Origin of the sequence: Mesorhizobium quangtriensis (genome assembly GCF_040081925.1) — a bacterium.
Taxonomy (GTDB): domain Bacteria; phylum Pseudomonadota; class Alphaproteobacteria; order Rhizobiales; family Rhizobiaceae; genus Mesorhizobium_K; species Mesorhizobium_K quangtriensis.
Genome location: NZ_JBEBMF010000001.1, coordinates 1,291,099 through 1,306,717, shown reverse-complemented (window position 1 = coordinate 1,306,717; position 15,619 = coordinate 1,291,099). Strand labels below are relative to the sequence as shown.

Sequence of the window (15,619 nt, the reverse complement as noted above, 5' to 3'; positions counted from 1 at the left end):
GGCGGCCTCGCAGCCGCCTTTTGTCAGTGCGCCGGCGTAGGTTCCGCCACCGGCAATTCGGCATGTGGAGCCAGTTCCTTGCGCGAGATGAGCGTGTAGAACATCGGCACCACAAACAGCGTGAATACCGTACCGATCAGGATGCCCGAGAAGATCACCAGTCCCATCGAGTAGCGGGCGGCGGAGCCGGCGCCCTGGGCGATGATCAGCGGCACCACGCCGAGCGCCATGGCCGCCGTCGTCATCAGGATCGGGCGCAGGCGCACCTTGGCCGAGGCAATGATCGCGTCGAGCCGGGACAGGCCTTGTTCCTCTCGCAACTGGTTGGCGAATTCGACCATCAGAATGCCGTGCTTGGTGATCAGGCCGATAAGAGTGATCAAGCCCACCTGAGTATAGATGTTCAGCGTCCCGAGACCGATGTTCAACGGCAGGATCGCGCCGAAGATCGAGAGCGGAACCGACATCATGATGATGAACGGGTCGCGGAAACTCTCGAACTGCGCCGCCAGCACCAGATAGATGACGACGACAGCGGCAAGGAAGGCGATGAGGATTGTATTGCCCTGCTCCTGCTCCAGCCGCGACTGGCCCGAGTAGTCGATGAAGAAACCCGCAGGCAGCAACGGCCGCGCTATCTCCTCGATCACCTGCAATCCGTCGCCGGTCGTTACGCCCGGCAGAGGTAGGGCGGTGATGGTCGCCGAATTCAACTGGTTGAACTGCTCGATGGCCGCCGGAGAAGCGTTGGTAGAGAGCGTCACCACTGCCGACAGCGGCACCATGTCCCCGGTCACCGAGCGCACATAGTAGTTGCCCAGGCTCTCGGGATTATTCCGGATATGCTCCGGCACCTGCATGATGACGTCGTAGCTGTTGGAGTCGCGGTCGAACTGCGCGACCGCCGCGCCGCCAACCAGAAGGTTGAGCGTCGCGCCGATGTCGCTGATCGGCAGGTTGAGCGCGGCTGCCCGGTCGCGGTCGATGGTCACCGTGACCTGAGGCGCATCGAAGGCAAGCGAGTTCTGGACGATGATGAACCGTCCTGACGCCTGCGCCTTCTGCTTGATTTCCTCGGCCACCTCGAAGACCTGGCTCGGATCGCTGGTGGACTGGATCACCATCGAGATCGGCAGGCCGCCACCGGCGCCAGGCAGCGACGGAGGCGCGAATACGAGCGCCTGAACGCCCGCCACCTTGGAAAGCCTGCCCTGGATATCCTGCTGCAGTTCCTTCTGGGACCGCTCACGGTCCGCCCAGTCCTTGAAGGACCAGAGCGCAATGCCGCTGTTGGTCTGGCCGCCGAAGCCGACGATGGTGAAATAGGCTTTCAGCTCCTCGATGTCCTTGGTCAACTCCATCATCTGGTCGGAATACATGCCGGTGTATTTCGAGGTCGCATATCGGGGCGCGGTGACCAGCGAGAACAGCGCGCCGGAGTCCTCCTCCGGAGCAAGCTCGCCCGAGGTCTTCATGAACATGAAGCCCGTTACGGAAACGAGAGCGACGACGACCATGAGCGTGACCGGCCGGTATTTGAGCGAACCCTTGACGAGGCGCTCGTAGCGGTTTGCCACGCGCTCGAAGGTCCGGTCGACGATGCGCTGGAACCGACCGGGCTCGCCTCCCTTGAGGATGCGCGCCGACATCATCGGCGTGATCGTCACGGCGACGAGACCGGAGATGACGACCGCACCGGCGAGCGTCAGCGCAAATTCGCGGAACAGCGAGCCTGTCAGGCCCGCCGTAAAGGCGAGCGGCGCGAAGACGGCAGCCAGTGTGATCGTCATCGCTACGACCGGCCCGAAGATCTCCCGCATACCCTTGAAGGCCGCCTGCATCGGCGACATGCCTTCCTCGATATGGCGCTGGATGTTTTCCACCACGACAATGGCGTCGTCGACCACCAGACCGATCGCAAGCACCATGGCGAGCAGGGTCAGCAGGTTGATGGAATAGCCGACGGCAAACAGGATGAAACAGACGCCGATCAGTGACAGCGGAATGGTCACGATCGGCATCAGCACCGAGCGGAACGAGCCGAGGAACAGCAGGATGATCACGACAACGATTGCGACTGCCTCGCCGATCGTCTTGAACACTTCCTCGATGGAGGCGCTGATCGTCTCGGTCGAGTCGTAGACGAGCGTGATGGTCATCCCCTCCGGCAACGAAGCCTGCACCGCCGGCAACTCGGCGATCACGGCCGCAGCAGTGTCGAGCGGGTTTGCGGAAGGTGTCGGGAAAATGCCTATGAACGTGCCCGGCTCGCCGTTGAATTTGACGACGGTGTCGGTGCTTTCGGCCGCCAGTTCGACATCGGCGATCTCGCGCAGCCGGACTACTTTTCCGTCCTGCGACTTCAGCGGCAGTTCGCCGAAGCTTTCGGGCGTCTGCAATGTCGACTGCATGGTGACGGAATAGGTGACGTATTCGTTCTTGGTCTTGCCTGGCGCGGAAAGGAAATTCGCGGCCCGGAGGGAGGCGAGCACCTCGGCGGCGGTCATGCCGCGCGCCGCCAGACGGATAGGGTCGATCCAGATGCGCATGGAATATTTCTGCGCGCCAAGCACCTGGACCTCGGCGACGCCCTCGACCGTCGAAAGACGTGGTCTGATGACGCGCTCGATATATTCGGTCAACTGCTCGGCAGTCATGTTGGGGTTCTGCATCGCCAGATACATGATGGCGAACTGCATGCCGGTGCCTTTGACGATCGTCGGGTCCTCAGCGTCGGTCGGCAGTTGACTGCGCACCTGCTGAACCTTGGACATGACTTCGGTCAGCGCGGCGTCAGGGTCGGAACCGAGTTCCATCTGCACGGTGACGACGCTGACCGAGGGCCGGCTCTGGGATGTCACGTAGTCGATGTTTTCGGTTGTCGCGACGGCGGCCGCGATTGGCGACGTGACGAAGCCCTGTATGAGATCGGCGCTGGCTCCCGGATAGGCCGTCGTGATGGTGACAACGGTCTCCTCCACTTCCGGATATTGTCGCACCGTCAAGTTGAACAAACCCTGAAAACCCAGGAGCAGGATCATGAAGGCAAGGACCGTCGACAGCACCGGTCGACGGATGAAGAGGTCTGACGGACTCATGGCAGCATCGCCGCTCCTGTCGGACGTGACGGATCGATGGTGTTGTCGATGACGACGACCGAGCCGTTGGAGAGACGGTTCTGTCCGGCCGTGACAACCTGATCGCCGGCGTTCACGCCCTGCGCTATCTCAATGCGCCCCTGGCTCCGGCGGCCGGGTTTCACGAAGACCTGCTTCGCAACCAGAGTGGGCGCGCTTCCCTCGGCCTGTGCGGGTGCGCCTTCCTTTGGCTCGGCTTCGCGGATGACATAGATGTAGTCGCCATAGAGGCTGGCGACCAAAGCCGTCTGCGGCAGGGCGATCACGTCGGGCTCGACCGGCAGTTCGACGCGCACCCGGAGATACTGTCCCGGACTTAGCAGACCTTGTGGGTTCCCGATTTCCGCACGCACAGCGAGGAGGCGCGTTGCCGGATCGACCTTGGGATCGATGCCAGTCACCGAGCCGGAAAAGTCCATCGCCTCCTCTGTCACGCCAAAGCGCACCGGCTGCCCGATCTGCAGCAGCGAAAGCTGCTGTTCGGGGATCGAAAAATCGACGCGCATCGTGTCGAGGTCCTGCAAGGTCGCCACCGTCTGCGACGCTGGCAGGTATTGCCCGACTTCAATGCGAGGAATGCCGATGGTGCCTCTGAAAGGAGCCGTCAACTGGCGCTGGTCGAGAACCGCCTGAAGGCGATCGACCTGCGAGGCCGAAGCCTGTGACGCCGCCCGCGCCTCGTCGACGGCCACGTCCGATCCAACACCCCGCTTCTGCAACGCCAGCGCCCGGTCCAGCCGCTGCTGGTCAAGCGTGGCCTGCGTCTTTGCCGCATCAAGATCGGCGCGCTGCACGCCATCATCCAGTTGCACGAGGATATCACCCCGCTCGACATGCTGGTTCGACTTGAAATTGATGGCCTTGACGATACCTGCGGCCTCGACCGTCAGGTCAACGCCCTGGGCAGCGGCGACCGTGCCGATCGCTCCTATGCCGGGCGTCCACTCGATCGGCTGAACCTCCACAGTGGAAACCGTTATCGGCGCGACGGGCATGTTGGCGAAAAACTGCTCGATCGCCTGGTCGCGAAACATGTTGAAGCCGACGATGCCGCCGCAGACGAGAACGACGAGCACAAAGGCGATGATAAAGCGGAGGATCATGATTCCAGCCGGAGAATGATTGCTGCGAGGGTTGAGGTGTGTGCCGACGAACCGGTCGGGCCTTATATACGATCTTAATTACTGTACCGTCTGGACGGTATTGTCAATCCGCGCTAGGGTGATCTCGGAGGATTGCAATGGCACCACCTGGCAGACCGAGTTCGCGCGACAAGATCGTGGCTGCTGCCGTCGAACTCTCCAAGGAAGTCGGCCCGGGGCATGTCTCGCTCGACGCAGTAGCGCAGCGCGCCGGTGTGTCCAAAGGCGGACTGCTCTACAATTTTCCGACCAAGCAAAAACTTCTGGAAGCGATCGTCGCGCATCACATCGAGGAGTTTGAAACGGCATTCCAGAGGAAGATTGACAACAATGCTGACAAAACCGACGGCGTGATCTCGGCCTGTGTTGAGCTGTTCGAGAAAAAGCACAAGAACAAGATGCCGCCCGCTTCCGGTTTTCTTGCCGCGCTGATCGAAAACCCCGATTTGATGCATCCCGCGCGCGTTTTCAACAGGAGGCTCGTCGACATGATTCGTGCAAACGCGTCCAACGAAGCGGCCGCGCTGGTGGTCTTTCTGGCGATCGAGGGACTACGATGCCTGCCGTTGCTTGACCTGGACGTGCTGACGAAGGAAGAGCGCGACCTCGCCGTGCAGGAACTTCACAATATGGTGAGTAGGGGCTAGAGCCCGGGGCCGCCAACATCTGCCGGCCGGCGCGAACCAGCCAGCATTGCTCAAGTTTTCAGAAAAACGCCTGCAGGCCGGTCTGCGCGCGACCGAGGATGAGGCTGTGGACGTCATACGTCCCCTCATAGGTGTTGACGGTCTCCAGGTTCACCAGATGGCGCATCACCGGGAATTCGTCCGAGATGCCGTTGCCGCCATGCATGTCGCGCGCCATGCGGGCCACGTCCAGCGCCTTGCCGCAGTTGTTGCGCTTGATGACGGAGATCATTTCGGGAGCCATCATCCCTTCGTCGAACAGCCGGCCGACCCTGAGCGCCGCCTGCAGGCCGAGGCTGATCTCCGTCAGCATGAAGGAAAGCTTGTTCTGGAAGAGCTGCGTGTTGGCGAGCGGACGGCCGAACTGCTTGCGGTCCAGCCCATACTGGCGAGCGGCATGCCAGCACGCCTCGGCCGCGCCCATGGCGCCCCAGGCGATGCCGTAACGCGCACGGTTGAGGCAGCCGAACGGACCTGAAAGGCCCTCGGCGTTAGGGAGAAGCGCGTCCTTGCCGACCTCGACATTCTCAAGCACGATCTCGCCGGTGACCGAGGCCCGCAGCGACAGCTTGCCCTCGATCTTCGGCGCCGACAGGCCCTTGGTGCCCTTGTCCAGCACGAAGCCGCGAATCTTGCCGCCATGTGCATCCGACTTGGCCCATACGACGAAGACATCGGCGATCGGGGCGTTGGAAATCCACATCTTCGACCCGTTGAGGACGTATCCGCCTTCCGTCTTGCGGGCGCGCGTCTTCATGCCGCCGGGGTCGGAGCCCGCGTCGGGCTCGGTCAGGCCGAAGCAGCCGATCCATTCGCCGGATGCGAGCTTCGGCAGATACTTTTTACGTTGCTCTTCCGAGCCATAGGCATGGATGGGGTACATGACGAGCGAGGACTGGACGGACATCATCGAGCGGTAGCCGGAATCGACGCGCTCCACCTCGCGCGCGACGAGGCCGTAGGTCACATAACCAGCACCAAGCCCGCCATACTCCTCCGGGATGGTGATTCCGAGCAGGCCGAGTTCGCCCATTTCGGCGAAGATTGCCGGGTCGGTCTCTTCCTTGCGGTAAGCATCGCGCACACGGCTCGCCAGCCTGTCCTGCGAGTAGGCCGCCGCGCTGTCGCGCACCATACGCTCCTCTTCGGAAAGCTGGTTCTCCAGCAGGAACGGATCATCCCATTTGAAAACGTTCTTGTCGGCCATGTCGCTTCTTCCCTTCAAATCCGTTCCATCAGGAGCGCCGCTCCCTGTCCCACGCCGACGCACATCGTCGCAAGGGCATGGCGGCCGGCGCCGCGCGCAAGCTCCAAAGCCGCCGAGCCGGCGATCCTGGCACCGCTCATGCCAAGCGGATGGCCGAGTGCAATTGCGCCGCCGTTTGGATTGACCCGTGGGTCATCGTCCGCCACGCCGAGATCGCGCAGCACCGCCAGCGCCTGCGCGGCAAACGCTTCGTTCAGTTCGATGACATCGATCGCGTCGAGTTTCACACGCATCCTGTCAGAGAGCGACCTGACGGCCGGCACCGGCCCATAGCCCATGATGCGCGGGGCGACACCTGCCGATGCCGCGCCGATGATCCGCGCGAGCGGTGTCAAGCCGGCGCGCTTCGCCGCCGCCTCTGAAGCGACGATCAGTGCGGCTGCGCCATCGTTCACGCCGCTGGCATTGCCGGCGGTGATCGATCCGTCGGGACGGGTGATCGGGCGCAGCTTCGCCAAATCCGCGATTGTCGTCTTGCGGGGGTGCTCGTCGACTGCCACCTGCACGGTCGCACCGCGCGCGGCGGGGACATCGGCGGGGACTATTTCCTGCGCCAGCCGACCGTTCGCCTGTGCAGCAGCGGCGCGCTCCTGAGAGCGCAACGCGAAAGCATCCTGGTCTTCGCGGCTGATTGCATGCCCGTCGGCAAGGTTCTGCGCGGTTTCCGGCATGGAGTCGGTGCCGTACTGTTTCTGCATCTTCGGATTTATAAAACGCCAGCCGATGGTCGTGTCATGGATTTCGGCAGCACGCGACCATGCCGACGATGCCTTGGGCATCACCAGCGGCGCGCGCGTCATGCTCTCGACGCCCGCCGCAATCGCCAGATCCATGTCGCCCGCGCGGATCGCCCTTGCCGCAGCGGCCACGGCTTCGAGACCCGATCCGCACAGGCGGTTTACGGTGACGCCGGGCACGGTGTCGGGCAGTCCGCCGAGCAGCAGCGCCATGCGCGCGACGTTGCGGTTGTCCTCGCCGGCCTGGTTCGCGCAACCCATCCACACTTCTTCGACCGATGCTGGATCAAGGCCGGGATTGCGCTGCAAAAGCGCAGTCAGCGGAATTGCCGCCAGATCATCTGTCCGCACGGAGGCAAGCGCGCCGCCATAGCGGCCGATGGGCGTGCGGACGTAGTCGCAGATAAAAGCCTCAGGCATGCGTACCCCTGAGATCATCCAGACGGGAGCCACTCTCTACGAGGCGACGTAGCAGGTCAGGTACGGACCACGAAAGGGGATCTTGTGCGGCCAGCGTATCGATGCGTTGCGCCACATCTGCGAGGCCGATCCGCTCGGCGAGATGCATCGGGCCGCCGCGCCAGCGTGGAAAGCCGTAACCGTGCACCATGACGAGGTCGACGTCGGAAGCCTTCGCGGCGATGCCCTCTTCGAGGATACGCAGGCCCTCCTCCATCATCGCAGCGGTGGCGCGAAGGACGATCTCATCGTCCGAGAAAGCCCGCCTTTGAATGCCGGCGCTTGCGGATTCATCGACGACGATACGTTCGATCACTGGCGATGGAGACTGCTTCCCGCCCTCATGATCGTACCAGCCCGCACCCGTTTTGCGCCCCAGGCGGCCCGTTTCCTCCACGATACGGTCGGCGATCGCCACGTAGCGAAAATCAGGCTTCGTCTTCCAGCCGAGACGCTTGCGGTTTGCATAAGCGATGTCGAGGCCGGACAAGTCCTGCACCTCATAGGGACCCATCGCCATGCCGAAGCCGCGCATGGCGGCGTCGACCTGCCAGGGCAACGCGCCTTCGAGCAGCATCACGTCGCAGATCTGGCGGTAGCGCGTCAGGATGCGGTTGCCGATGAAGCCGTCACAGACGCCGGCAAGCACCGGTATCTTCGTCATCCTGCCCGCAAGCTTGAGCGCGGTCGCGAGCGTTTCGTCAGAGGTCTTCTCGCCCCTCACCACCTCGAGCAATTTCATGACATGGGCGGGGCTGAAGAAATGCAACCCGAGGAAACGCGCCGGATTGCGGATGGCGGCCGCAATGCGGTTGACGTCGAGATAGGAGGTGTTGGTGGCAAGGATAGCGGTTTCGGGAAGCGCTGCATCGAGAGCAGCAAAGACCTTACGCTTGACGTCCAAATCCTCGAAGACCGCCTCGATCGCCAGATCGACGGCCGGCAGATCGTCATAACCGACACGGAAAGAGAAAAGCGCAGCCTGCGCAGACTGGGCCTGCTCCGCCGTTGATTTTCCGCGCGACACCGCCTCGGCATAAAGCTTTGCGACGTTCGCCTTGGCACGCCCGGCAGCCGCCTCGTCGGCCTCGACCAGCGTCACCGCGACACCGACGCCAGCCAGCGCATAGGCGATCGCGGCTCCCATGTTGCCGCCGCCGACGACCACGGCTGAGCCGATCTCCGCGCCACCCTTTCGCCCCTGCCCCATGGCGGCGCGCTCGGCGAAGAATATGTGGCGAAGGGCTGCGGCCTGATCCGATACCTTGAGCTCAAGAAAGGTTTGGCGCTCCAGCGCCAGCCCGTCCGCGAGCGAAAGCCGGCCCGCCGCCTCGACCAGTTCGATCGCCTTCACAGGCGCAACCTGACCCGCGCTGCGGCGCGCTGCCTGCTTGCGGGCGTCTTCCAGCGCTTGTGCATCAAGCTGGGGATTGGGCATCGCGCCGGTCGGCGCACGCGCCGGGATCGCAAAGCTCCGCGCCGCTTCGAGCGGGTCGGGCGCAATAGCGTCGACGATGCCCAGTTGCGCCGCTTCTCCGGCATCGATAATGCGCCCCTCGGCAATCAGCGACACCGCATTCCTGACGCCGATCAGGCGTGGCAGCCGCTGCGTTCCGCCAGCGCCGGGCACGACGCCGAGCGTCACCTCCGGCAGACCAAGCGTCGCACCCGGCGCTGCGATCCGCGAATGGGCTGCCAGAGCCAGTTCCAGTCCACCACCAAGCGCCGTGCCGTTGATCGCAGCGACGACAGGAACCGGAAATGTCTCGATCCTCTGCACAATATCCGGCAGATGTGGCGGCTGTGGAGGCGCGGAAAATTCCCTCGCGTCGGCGCCAGCGACGAACGTCTTGCCCGCGCCGGTCAGCACGATCCGCTCGGCACCGCTTTTCTCGGCTTCATCCAGCGCGGCAACTAGTCCTTCGCGAACCGAAAGCGACGTCACGTTCACCGGCGGATTGTCGATGGTGATGACGGCGACGCCATTATCCAGGGCAAGACGAACGGGACTTGTCATGCAAAGCTCACTGATGCCCGGTCGGGCTATTCTCCCGTCCAACTCGACAATCTTCTCACTCCCACTCGATCGTGCCGGGAGGCTTGGAAGTCACGTCATAGACGACGCGGTTGATACCACGCACTTCGTTGATAATGCGGGTTGCCGCACGCCCGAGGAAGGCCATGTCGTAGGGATAGAAGTCCGCCGTCATGCCATCGACCGAGGTGACGGCGCGCAGTGCGCAGACGAAGTCGTATGTGCGGTAGTCACCCATGACACCAACCGTCTGCACCGGCAGAAGCACGGCGAAGGCCTGCCATATCTTGTCGTAGAGGCCGGCCTTGCGGATTTCGTCCAGGTAAACCGCATCGGCCTTGCGCAGGATGTCGAGCTTCTCGCGAGTCACACCGCCGGGGCAGCGGATGGCCAAACCCGGACCGGGGAAGGGATGGCGGCCAATGAAGCGATCCGGCAGGCCGAGTTCGCGGCCAAGCGCCCTCACCTCGTCCTTGAAGAGTTCGCGCAGCGGCTCCACCAGCTTCATGTTCATGCGGTCCGGCAGGCCGCCGACATTGTGGTGCGACTTGATCGTCACCGACGGGCCGCCGGAGAAGGAAACGCTCTCGATCACATCGGGATAAAGTGTGCCCTGCGCCAGGAAGGCCGGCGCGCCTTTGCCGTCAGCGGCAATCTTGTTGGCTTCTGCCTCGAAGACCTCGATGAACAGGCGGCCGATCGTCTTGCGCTTGACCTCGGGGTCGGAGACGCCGGCAAGCTCGGTGAGGAACAGGTCGGACGCGTCCACATGGACGAGCGGGATGTTGTAGTGGTCGCGGAACATGGTCACGACCTCGTCGGCCTCGTTGAGGCGCATCAGTCCGTGGTCGACGAAGATGCAGGTGAGCTGGTCGCCGATCGCCTCGTGGATCAGCACTGCGGCCACGGAGGAATCGACGCCGCCCGACAGGCCGCAGATGACGCGCTCGTTCCCGACCTGATCGCGGATCTTGCGGATCATCTCGGCACGATAGGCCGACATCGTCCAGTCGGATTTCAACCCGACGATCTTGTGCACAAAGTTGGAGAGCAGCTTCGCGCCGTCAGGCGTATGCACCACTTCCGGGTGGAACATGGTCGTATAGTAATGGCGGCTTTCATCGGCCGCGATGGCGAAAGGCGCGTTCTCCGACGTCGCGATGACCTCGAAGCCATCGGGCAGTTCGGTGACGCGGTCGCCGTGGCTCATCCAGACCGGATAGCGCCCGCCGACTTCCCAGAACCCTTCGAATAGCGGGCTCGCCCTTCTGATCTCGACATCGGCGCGGCCGAACTCGGCGGCATGGCCGCCTTCGACCTTTCCGCCTAGCTGGTGGGCCAGCGTCTGCTGGCCATAGCAGATGCCGAGGATGGGCACGCCGGACTGGAACACCGCTTGAGGCGCGCGCGGGCTGCCTTCATCAGGAACGGAGGCCGGCCCGCCGGAGAAGATCACGCCCTTCGGTTTCAAGCGCTCGAAGGCTTCGGCGGCGTTCTGGAATGGGTGGATTTCGCAGTAGACGCCGGATTCACGGATGCGCCGCGCAATCAGTTGCGTGACCTGGCTGCCGAAATCAATGATGAGGATAGAGTCTTGATGCGCGTCGTGCTTCATGGCGGGCGTTTAAAGAAAGAACCGAGTCGGCGCAATGGGGCGCATCGACTCAAAGGATGATCGTACCATCGGCGAGCGCCGCCTCCAGCCTCGCGACGGCATCGGCAAGCCTTTCGTCGATAATATGCAGATATTCCAGCCAGTCGCCGATATGCTCGACATCGGCGTCGCCGTCCGAAATGCCCCGCAGACCGATGAGCGGAACGCCGAAGACCTGGCAGGCGCGCAGGCAGGCGAACGTCTCCATGTCCACCATGTCTTCGGTGATCGCCTCGTAGCCTGAGCCTGAGATTATGGCCGCGCCAGTTGACAGCGTCGCCTCCTTGACGCCGGGTATTCGGACAGGAAGCTCGACCGTGGCCGGCAGATCGAGAAACGGCGTAACACCTTTTTCGAACCCGAAGGCCGACGCGTCCATGTCGCGATAGGCCACGGAGGTCACCTGATAGACGCCAGCGCGGTGCAGCTTGCGACTGCCGGCCGAGCCCAGCGAGACGACGATGTCCGGCAGACCGCCTGTCGACTTCAGTTCAAAAAGCGCCTTGGTCAGCGCAACGCCGGCTTCGACGGGGCCGACCCCGGTCATCAGCGGTCTGAACAGCGCCTGGAGATGGGGGCCGTATTCGGCGTCGGCCGCCATCGCAAAAAGCACCCTCTTACCAGCGAGCGTCGCGACCGACGACACCGCTAGCCCTCCATCCCTTCACGACCGACGATCGTCATCATGGTCCCTGTCATGGTGGCGATCAGCTTCGTCTCTTCGTCGGCGGCTATCGCGTAGGCCTGTGCATCGGCGACCACAATGGTGCGGCCGGGCTTCGTGACAGACCCCCTGAACAGGAAACGCGCGCCCCTGCCGGGCGACAAAAGGTTGACCTTGAACTCGATGCTCAGCACCGCTGCGTTCTCGGGCATGATCGACAGGGCCGCGTTACCGCAGGCGGAATCCAGGGCCGCTGCGATGACACCGGCGTGCAGGAAGCCATGTTGCTGGGTCAGCGTTGTCGAAAAGGGCATTTCGATCTCGACGATACCGGGCGTCACCACCGTGAGTTTTGCGCCGATCGTCGCCATCATGTTCTGGCGCGCGAAGGAAGCGCGGACGCGCTCCTCGTAATTCGGGTCGGGAATTGTCTTTGGATGTGCCACCACTGCGACCTCTTTGGCGGCAGCTTATGACAAAGGGGAGCAATCAGCGCAAATGGTTTTGTGCAGCGCAGCAATCAGTTCAAATGCCAGATCGCTCCGTTGAGCAGCGAGGCGAACCCGACCCACAACGCGTAAGGCACGAACAGCCATGCTGACACGCTGTCTGTACCGCGAGCGGCCGCTATGAAAGCGAGGATCGACGCAAAAAGCGCCAAGATGATCAGAAGTGCCAAACCGACGTTATGAAGTGCGAAGAAAACGGGCGACCACGCGAAGTTCAGGGCAAGCTGAAGCCACCAGAGCTTCATGGCCGGACCTGAACGGTCGCGCTGCCAGATGCGCCAGCCGGCAATCGCAATCATCACATACAGAACGGTCCAGACGGGACCAAAAATCCAGTTGGGCGGGTTGAACCACGGCTTAGTCAGTTCTGCATGCCAGAGGCCGGGAGTAGTAAACTGGCTGATGAGAAAGCCGCCGCCAACAACGAGAAGGATGAAGGGGGTCAAGGCGGACCGCGAGGACATCTGTTCACCTGGAGGATTTATTCCGCCTGCCATGTAGGGCGACTCGAATACAAATCAAGCAAAGGACTGGGTTGAGCCAGACGAGGCTCCCGTCGTTTGCGTCGCCTCGTTCATGCGTTCCAGCTTGCCAACCAGATTGCGATTAAAGCTGTTTTCAAGGGTCTGGAGGATATCAGGATTCCGGTCGAGCAACGCTCTCAACACGCCGGGATCGAAGACGCAGCAACGGACCTCATTCGCCACGCGAACCGTGGCAGATGCGGGCTTGCCAGTGAGAAAACTCATTTCGCCGAGGAAATCGCCAGCACCGCACACGCCGATCAGCGTGCCTCCTCGTTCAATGCTTGCGGCTCCGCGGGTCAGGAAAATCAGGTTGGGACTTTCTTGCCCCTCCGCCATCAAAACCTCGCCCGGCATCCCTGTGTGCCAACGCGCTATCTTCATCAGTTTCCTGCGCTGGCTCTCGTCGAGCGACGGAGTGACTTGCTGGATAAAAAAGCGTTCGTGTTCATCAACTGCACTCAGGCGTGCAACAAACAGAATAATCGCCAGCTGAACTATATTCACGGCCGTGAATACGAATTCCCAGATCGTACTAACTCTGTCGCCGATGACGAAACCGTAGTAAAATATTCCGACACAGCCGCTCGCGATGAGAAAAGTCCGGAGCCAGCGCATGCTGCGCATTGCCACAGCAATCGTGCTGAGAATGTATGTCAGGTGCCCGTAGACATACTCGGGGTTGGTCAAATCATGCCAGAATTCGGTCACTGAGCACCCTCCTCCCAGAGATCGGCGAGGTTTACGTTGCGTCAGTCTAGCCTAAAAAGGCTCGCAACATAAAAGCCGTCGGTGCCGGTCTGCATAGGCGAGAGCGAGATACCGAGCCGATCGTCGATCCGTGCCGCCGCTCCGTGCCCCAGGAAATGGTCGCTCCAGAGACGAAGATGGCTGGCGGGCTCGAAATCCTTGCGCCCTTCCAAGAAGCCCTCAATTTGCTCGGCATTCTCGGAAGGGAACACCGAACATGTGATGTAGACGAGCCGGCCGCCCGGCTTCACATATTCGCTGGCAGCGTCGAGGATGGCTTTCTGCTCGCTCATCCGGACCCCCAGTTGCTTCTCGGACAACCGCCATTTCGCGTCGGGACGCCGACGCCATGTTCCCGAACCGGTGCATGGCGCATCGACAAGGACCAAATCCATCTGGCCCTGGAGCGGGGTCAACTCCTGCGGTTTCGCGACGACCTGGACGTTGCGGCTGTCGGCGCGCCGCAGCCTGTCGAAGATCGGGGCAAGGCGCGCTTTTTCGGAGTCGTAGGCGAAGACCTGTCCGCGGTTTTCCATCGCGGCCGATAGGGCCAGCGTCTTGCCGCCTGCGCCGGCGCAATAATCGAGGACCTGCATGCCCGGTTTGGCATCCGCCAGTGTCGCGACGACCTGTGATCCTTCGTCCTGCACCTCGAACCAGCCCTTCTGGAAAGCTGGTTCGGCCTGGACGTTGGGATGGCGTCCGGAGCCATCGATCGGCGGGATGCGGATGCCATTCGGTGCTAGCAAGGCGGGCCCCGCCGGCAAGTCGACGAGTTCGGCAAGCACCTTCTCCCGTTCCGCCTTCAGCGTGTTGACCCGCAGGTCGAGCGGCGGGCGCGTTGCAAGGCCTGCCGCCTCCGCGACCCAATCGTCGCCGTAGGCATCCTTGAACAAAGGCGCGCACCAATCCGGGATGTCGGCGCGGATTTCGTCAGGGGCGTCGGCGAGGTTGCGCGACGTAAGGCGTTGCATTTCCTCGTCGCTCAGCTGCGGCGGCGCGAAACGGTCGCCCTCCAATACAGCGTTCAATCCCTCGGGAGTCTGGTTCCATTCCAGAAGCAGGGCACCGAAGCCGAGGCTGCGCGAAGAGTCCGAGTCGAGCAGCCAGCCAGCGGAACGCTTCCGGCGCAAGGCGTCGTAGACGATGTTGCCGATGGCGGCGCGGTCGCCCGATCCCGCAAAGCGATGCGACAGGCCCCAGTCCTTCAGCGCATCCGCCGCTGGCCTTCGCCGCCGCGTGATGTCCTCGAGAACCTCGATCGCCGCCGCAAGTCTTCCGCCGAGGCGCATGTGCCGCTCCAGTGCCGGTTTGCCCGAATGGCAAGCTGACTAGCGGGTGGTACTGGCCAAGGCAAGCGGGTGCTCAGAATCTCAAGCCTGGATGACGACGACCCGCGTGCCCACGGGGGTTCTTTGATAAAGATCGATCACATCGTGGTTCAGCATGCGTATGCAGCCGCTGGAGACCGCACCACCAATCGAATTCGGCTGGTTGGTGCCGTGGATGCGGAACATGGTGTCGTTGCCTCCGCGGTAGAGATAGAGCGCACGCGCGCCCAGAGGATTGTTCGGTCCGCCGGGCAAGCCGCCTGCGAATTTCAGGTTGCGCGGGTCGCGTCGCATCATGTTCTGGGTCGGCGTCCAACTCGGCCATTCCGCCTTGCGTCCCACGGTTGCGCCGCCGCTGAGCGCAAGCCCCTCGCGGCCGACGCCGATGCCGTAGCGCATCGCCCTGCCGTCACCGAGCACATAGTAGAGCCGGCGCTGTGGCGTGTGGACGACTATGGTGCCGGCGCTTTCACCGCCAGAATACGCGACTTCCTGTCGCCTCAACTCCGGCTTGATGCTGTTGAGCGGCATTGCCTGCAGGGGGTGGCGCTCATCCGGCCTCGCCGAATAGTTCGAAAAGTCGCTTCCACCCGTCGTGCAACCGGCGACGAAGAGCGGCAATCCGAAAACGAAGCCGCGACGTGAAATGTCCATGTATCCCCCGGAATGTCGTTGCAGGTTTAGAATCGATAAAAATTTATGGTTAACGAAACCTTTCCGTAGG

At 62.5% G+C, this 15,619-nt stretch carries 13 protein-coding genes; 1 reads left to right on the top strand and 12 read right to left on the bottom strand.

What is annotated here, in order from left to right; genetic code table 11:
- Positions 1 to 23: 23 nt before the first annotated feature.
- Together ABMA32_RS06360 and ABMA32_RS06355 are read right to left on the bottom strand one after the other, a co-directional pair.
- Entirely contained in the window at positions 24 to 3,098 is a 3,075-nt protein-coding gene (locus tag ABMA32_RS06360) for an efflux RND transporter permease subunit (protein WP_349012866.1), read from the bottom strand.
- Entirely contained in the window at positions 3,095 to 4,240 is a 1,146-nt protein-coding gene (locus ABMA32_RS06355) for an efflux RND transporter periplasmic adaptor subunit (protein WP_349012865.1), read from the bottom strand. The genes ABMA32_RS06360 and ABMA32_RS06355 overlap by 4 nt, the downstream gene beginning before the upstream one ends.
- A gap of 137 nt (positions 4,241 to 4,377) precedes the next feature.
- Here ABMA32_RS06355 and ABMA32_RS06350 point away from each other — a divergent pair, with 137 nt between their 5' ends.
- Positions 4,378 to 4,926 carry a TetR/AcrR family transcriptional regulator gene (locus ABMA32_RS06350; RefSeq protein WP_425475478.1) on the top strand — a complete coding sequence of 183 codons (549 nt, stop codon included), beginning with the start codon at positions 4,378 to 4,380 and terminating at the stop codon, positions 4,924 to 4,926.
- A gap of 58 nt (positions 4,927 to 4,984) precedes the next feature.
- Here the strand turns inward: ABMA32_RS06350 and ABMA32_RS06345 are convergent, their stop codons facing one another.
- The 10 genes from ABMA32_RS06345 to ABMA32_RS06300 form a co-directional block, all read right to left on the bottom strand.
- Positions 4,985 to 6,172 (bottom strand): acyl-CoA dehydrogenase, encoded by a 1,188-nt coding sequence (locus ABMA32_RS06345; protein ID WP_349012863.1) that lies wholly within the window; start codon positions 6,170 to 6,172, stop codon positions 4,985 to 4,987.
- Between the two features lie 14 nt (positions 6,173 to 6,186).
- Positions 6,187 to 7,389 carry a 3-oxoadipyl-CoA thiolase gene (gene pcaF, locus ABMA32_RS06340; RefSeq protein ID WP_349012862.1) on the bottom strand — a complete coding sequence of 401 codons (1,203 nt, stop codon included), beginning with the start codon at positions 7,387 to 7,389 and terminating at the stop codon, positions 6,187 to 6,189.
- The gene (locus ABMA32_RS06335; RefSeq protein ID WP_349012861.1) at positions 7,382 to 9,445 is read right to left on the bottom strand and encodes a 3-hydroxyacyl-CoA dehydrogenase NAD-binding domain-containing protein; all 2,064 of its coding nucleotides are present in this window, start codon (positions 9,443 to 9,445) and stop codon (positions 7,382 to 7,384) included. The genes pcaF and ABMA32_RS06335 overlap by 8 nt, the downstream gene beginning before the upstream one ends.
- A gap of 55 nt (positions 9,446 to 9,500) precedes the next feature.
- Positions 9,501 to 11,078, bottom strand: coding sequence for a glutamine-hydrolyzing GMP synthase (gene guaA / locus ABMA32_RS06330; RefSeq protein ID WP_349012860.1), 1,578 nt, complete (start codon positions 11,076 to 11,078; stop codon positions 9,501 to 9,503).
- A gap of 49 nt (positions 11,079 to 11,127) precedes the next feature.
- Positions 11,128 to 11,763, bottom strand: coding sequence for a 5'-methylthioadenosine/S-adenosylhomocysteine nucleosidase (locus tag ABMA32_RS06325; protein ID WP_349012859.1), 636 nt, complete (start codon positions 11,761 to 11,763; stop codon positions 11,128 to 11,130).
- A gap of 2 nt (positions 11,764 to 11,765) precedes the next feature.
- Positions 11,766 to 12,155 (bottom strand): PaaI family thioesterase, encoded by a 390-nt coding sequence (locus ABMA32_RS06320; RefSeq protein ID WP_349013345.1) that lies wholly within the window; start codon positions 12,153 to 12,155, stop codon positions 11,766 to 11,768.
- Positions 12,156 to 12,301: 146 nt separating this feature from the next.
- The gene (locus ABMA32_RS06315) at positions 12,302 to 12,754 is read right to left on the bottom strand and encodes a TspO/MBR family protein (protein ID WP_349012858.1); all 453 of its coding nucleotides are present in this window, start codon (positions 12,752 to 12,754) and stop codon (positions 12,302 to 12,304) included.
- A gap of 54 nt (positions 12,755 to 12,808) precedes the next feature.
- Entirely contained in the window at positions 12,809 to 13,525 is a 717-nt protein-coding gene (locus ABMA32_RS06310; RefSeq protein ID WP_349012857.1) for a cyclic nucleotide-binding domain-containing protein, read from the bottom strand.
- A 41-nt stretch (positions 13,526 to 13,566) separates the two neighbouring features.
- Entirely contained in the window at positions 13,567 to 14,856 is a 1,290-nt protein-coding gene (locus ABMA32_RS06305; protein WP_349012856.1) for an RsmB/NOP family class I SAM-dependent RNA methyltransferase, read from the bottom strand.
- Positions 14,857 to 14,937: 81 nt separating this feature from the next.
- Positions 14,938 to 15,549 (bottom strand): L,D-transpeptidase, encoded by a 612-nt coding sequence (locus tag ABMA32_RS06300; RefSeq protein WP_349012855.1) that lies wholly within the window; start codon positions 15,547 to 15,549, stop codon positions 14,938 to 14,940.
- Between the last annotated feature and the right edge of the window lie 70 nt (positions 15,550 to 15,619).

Bases quoted from the DNA above. Each gene is read 5' to 3' on its own strand.
- ABMA32_RS06305 (WP_349012856.1), bottom strand. From the start codon at position 14,856: ATGCGCCTCGGCGGAAGACTTGCGGCGGCGATCGAGGTTCTCGAGGAC.
- ABMA32_RS06360 (WP_349012866.1), bottom strand. From the start codon at position 3,098: ATGAGTCCGTCAGACCTCTTCATCCGTCGACCGGTGCTGTCGACGGTC.
- ABMA32_RS06300 (WP_349012855.1), bottom strand. From the start codon at position 15,549: ATGGACATTTCACGTCGCGGCTTCGTTTTCGGATTGCCGCTCTTCGTC.
- ABMA32_RS06345 (WP_349012863.1), bottom strand. From the start codon at position 6,172: ATGGCCGACAAGAACGTTTTCAAATGGGATGATCCGTTCCTGCTGGAG.
- guaA (WP_349012860.1), bottom strand. From the start codon at position 11,078: ATGAAGCACGACGCGCATCAAGACTCTATCCTCATCATTGATTTCGGC.
- ABMA32_RS06350 (WP_425475478.1), top strand. From the start codon at position 4,378: ATGGCACCACCTGGCAGACCGAGTTCGCGCGACAAGATCGTGGCTGCT.
- ABMA32_RS06320 (WP_349013345.1), bottom strand. From the start codon at position 12,155: ATGATGGCGACGATCGGCGCAAAACTCACGGTGGTGACGCCCGGTATC.
- ABMA32_RS06355 (WP_349012865.1), bottom strand. From the start codon at position 4,240: ATGATCCTCCGCTTTATCATCGCCTTTGTGCTCGTCGTTCTCGTCTGC.
- ABMA32_RS06335 (WP_349012861.1), bottom strand. From the start codon at position 9,445: ATGACAAGTCCCGTTCGTCTTGCCCTGGATAATGGCGTCGCCGTCATC.
- pcaF (WP_349012862.1), bottom strand. From the start codon at position 7,389: ATGCCTGAGGCTTTTATCTGCGACTACGTCCGCACGCCCATCGGCCGC.
- ABMA32_RS06315 (WP_349012858.1), bottom strand. From the start codon at position 12,754: ATGTCCTCGCGGTCCGCCTTGACCCCCTTCATCCTTCTCGTTGTTGGC.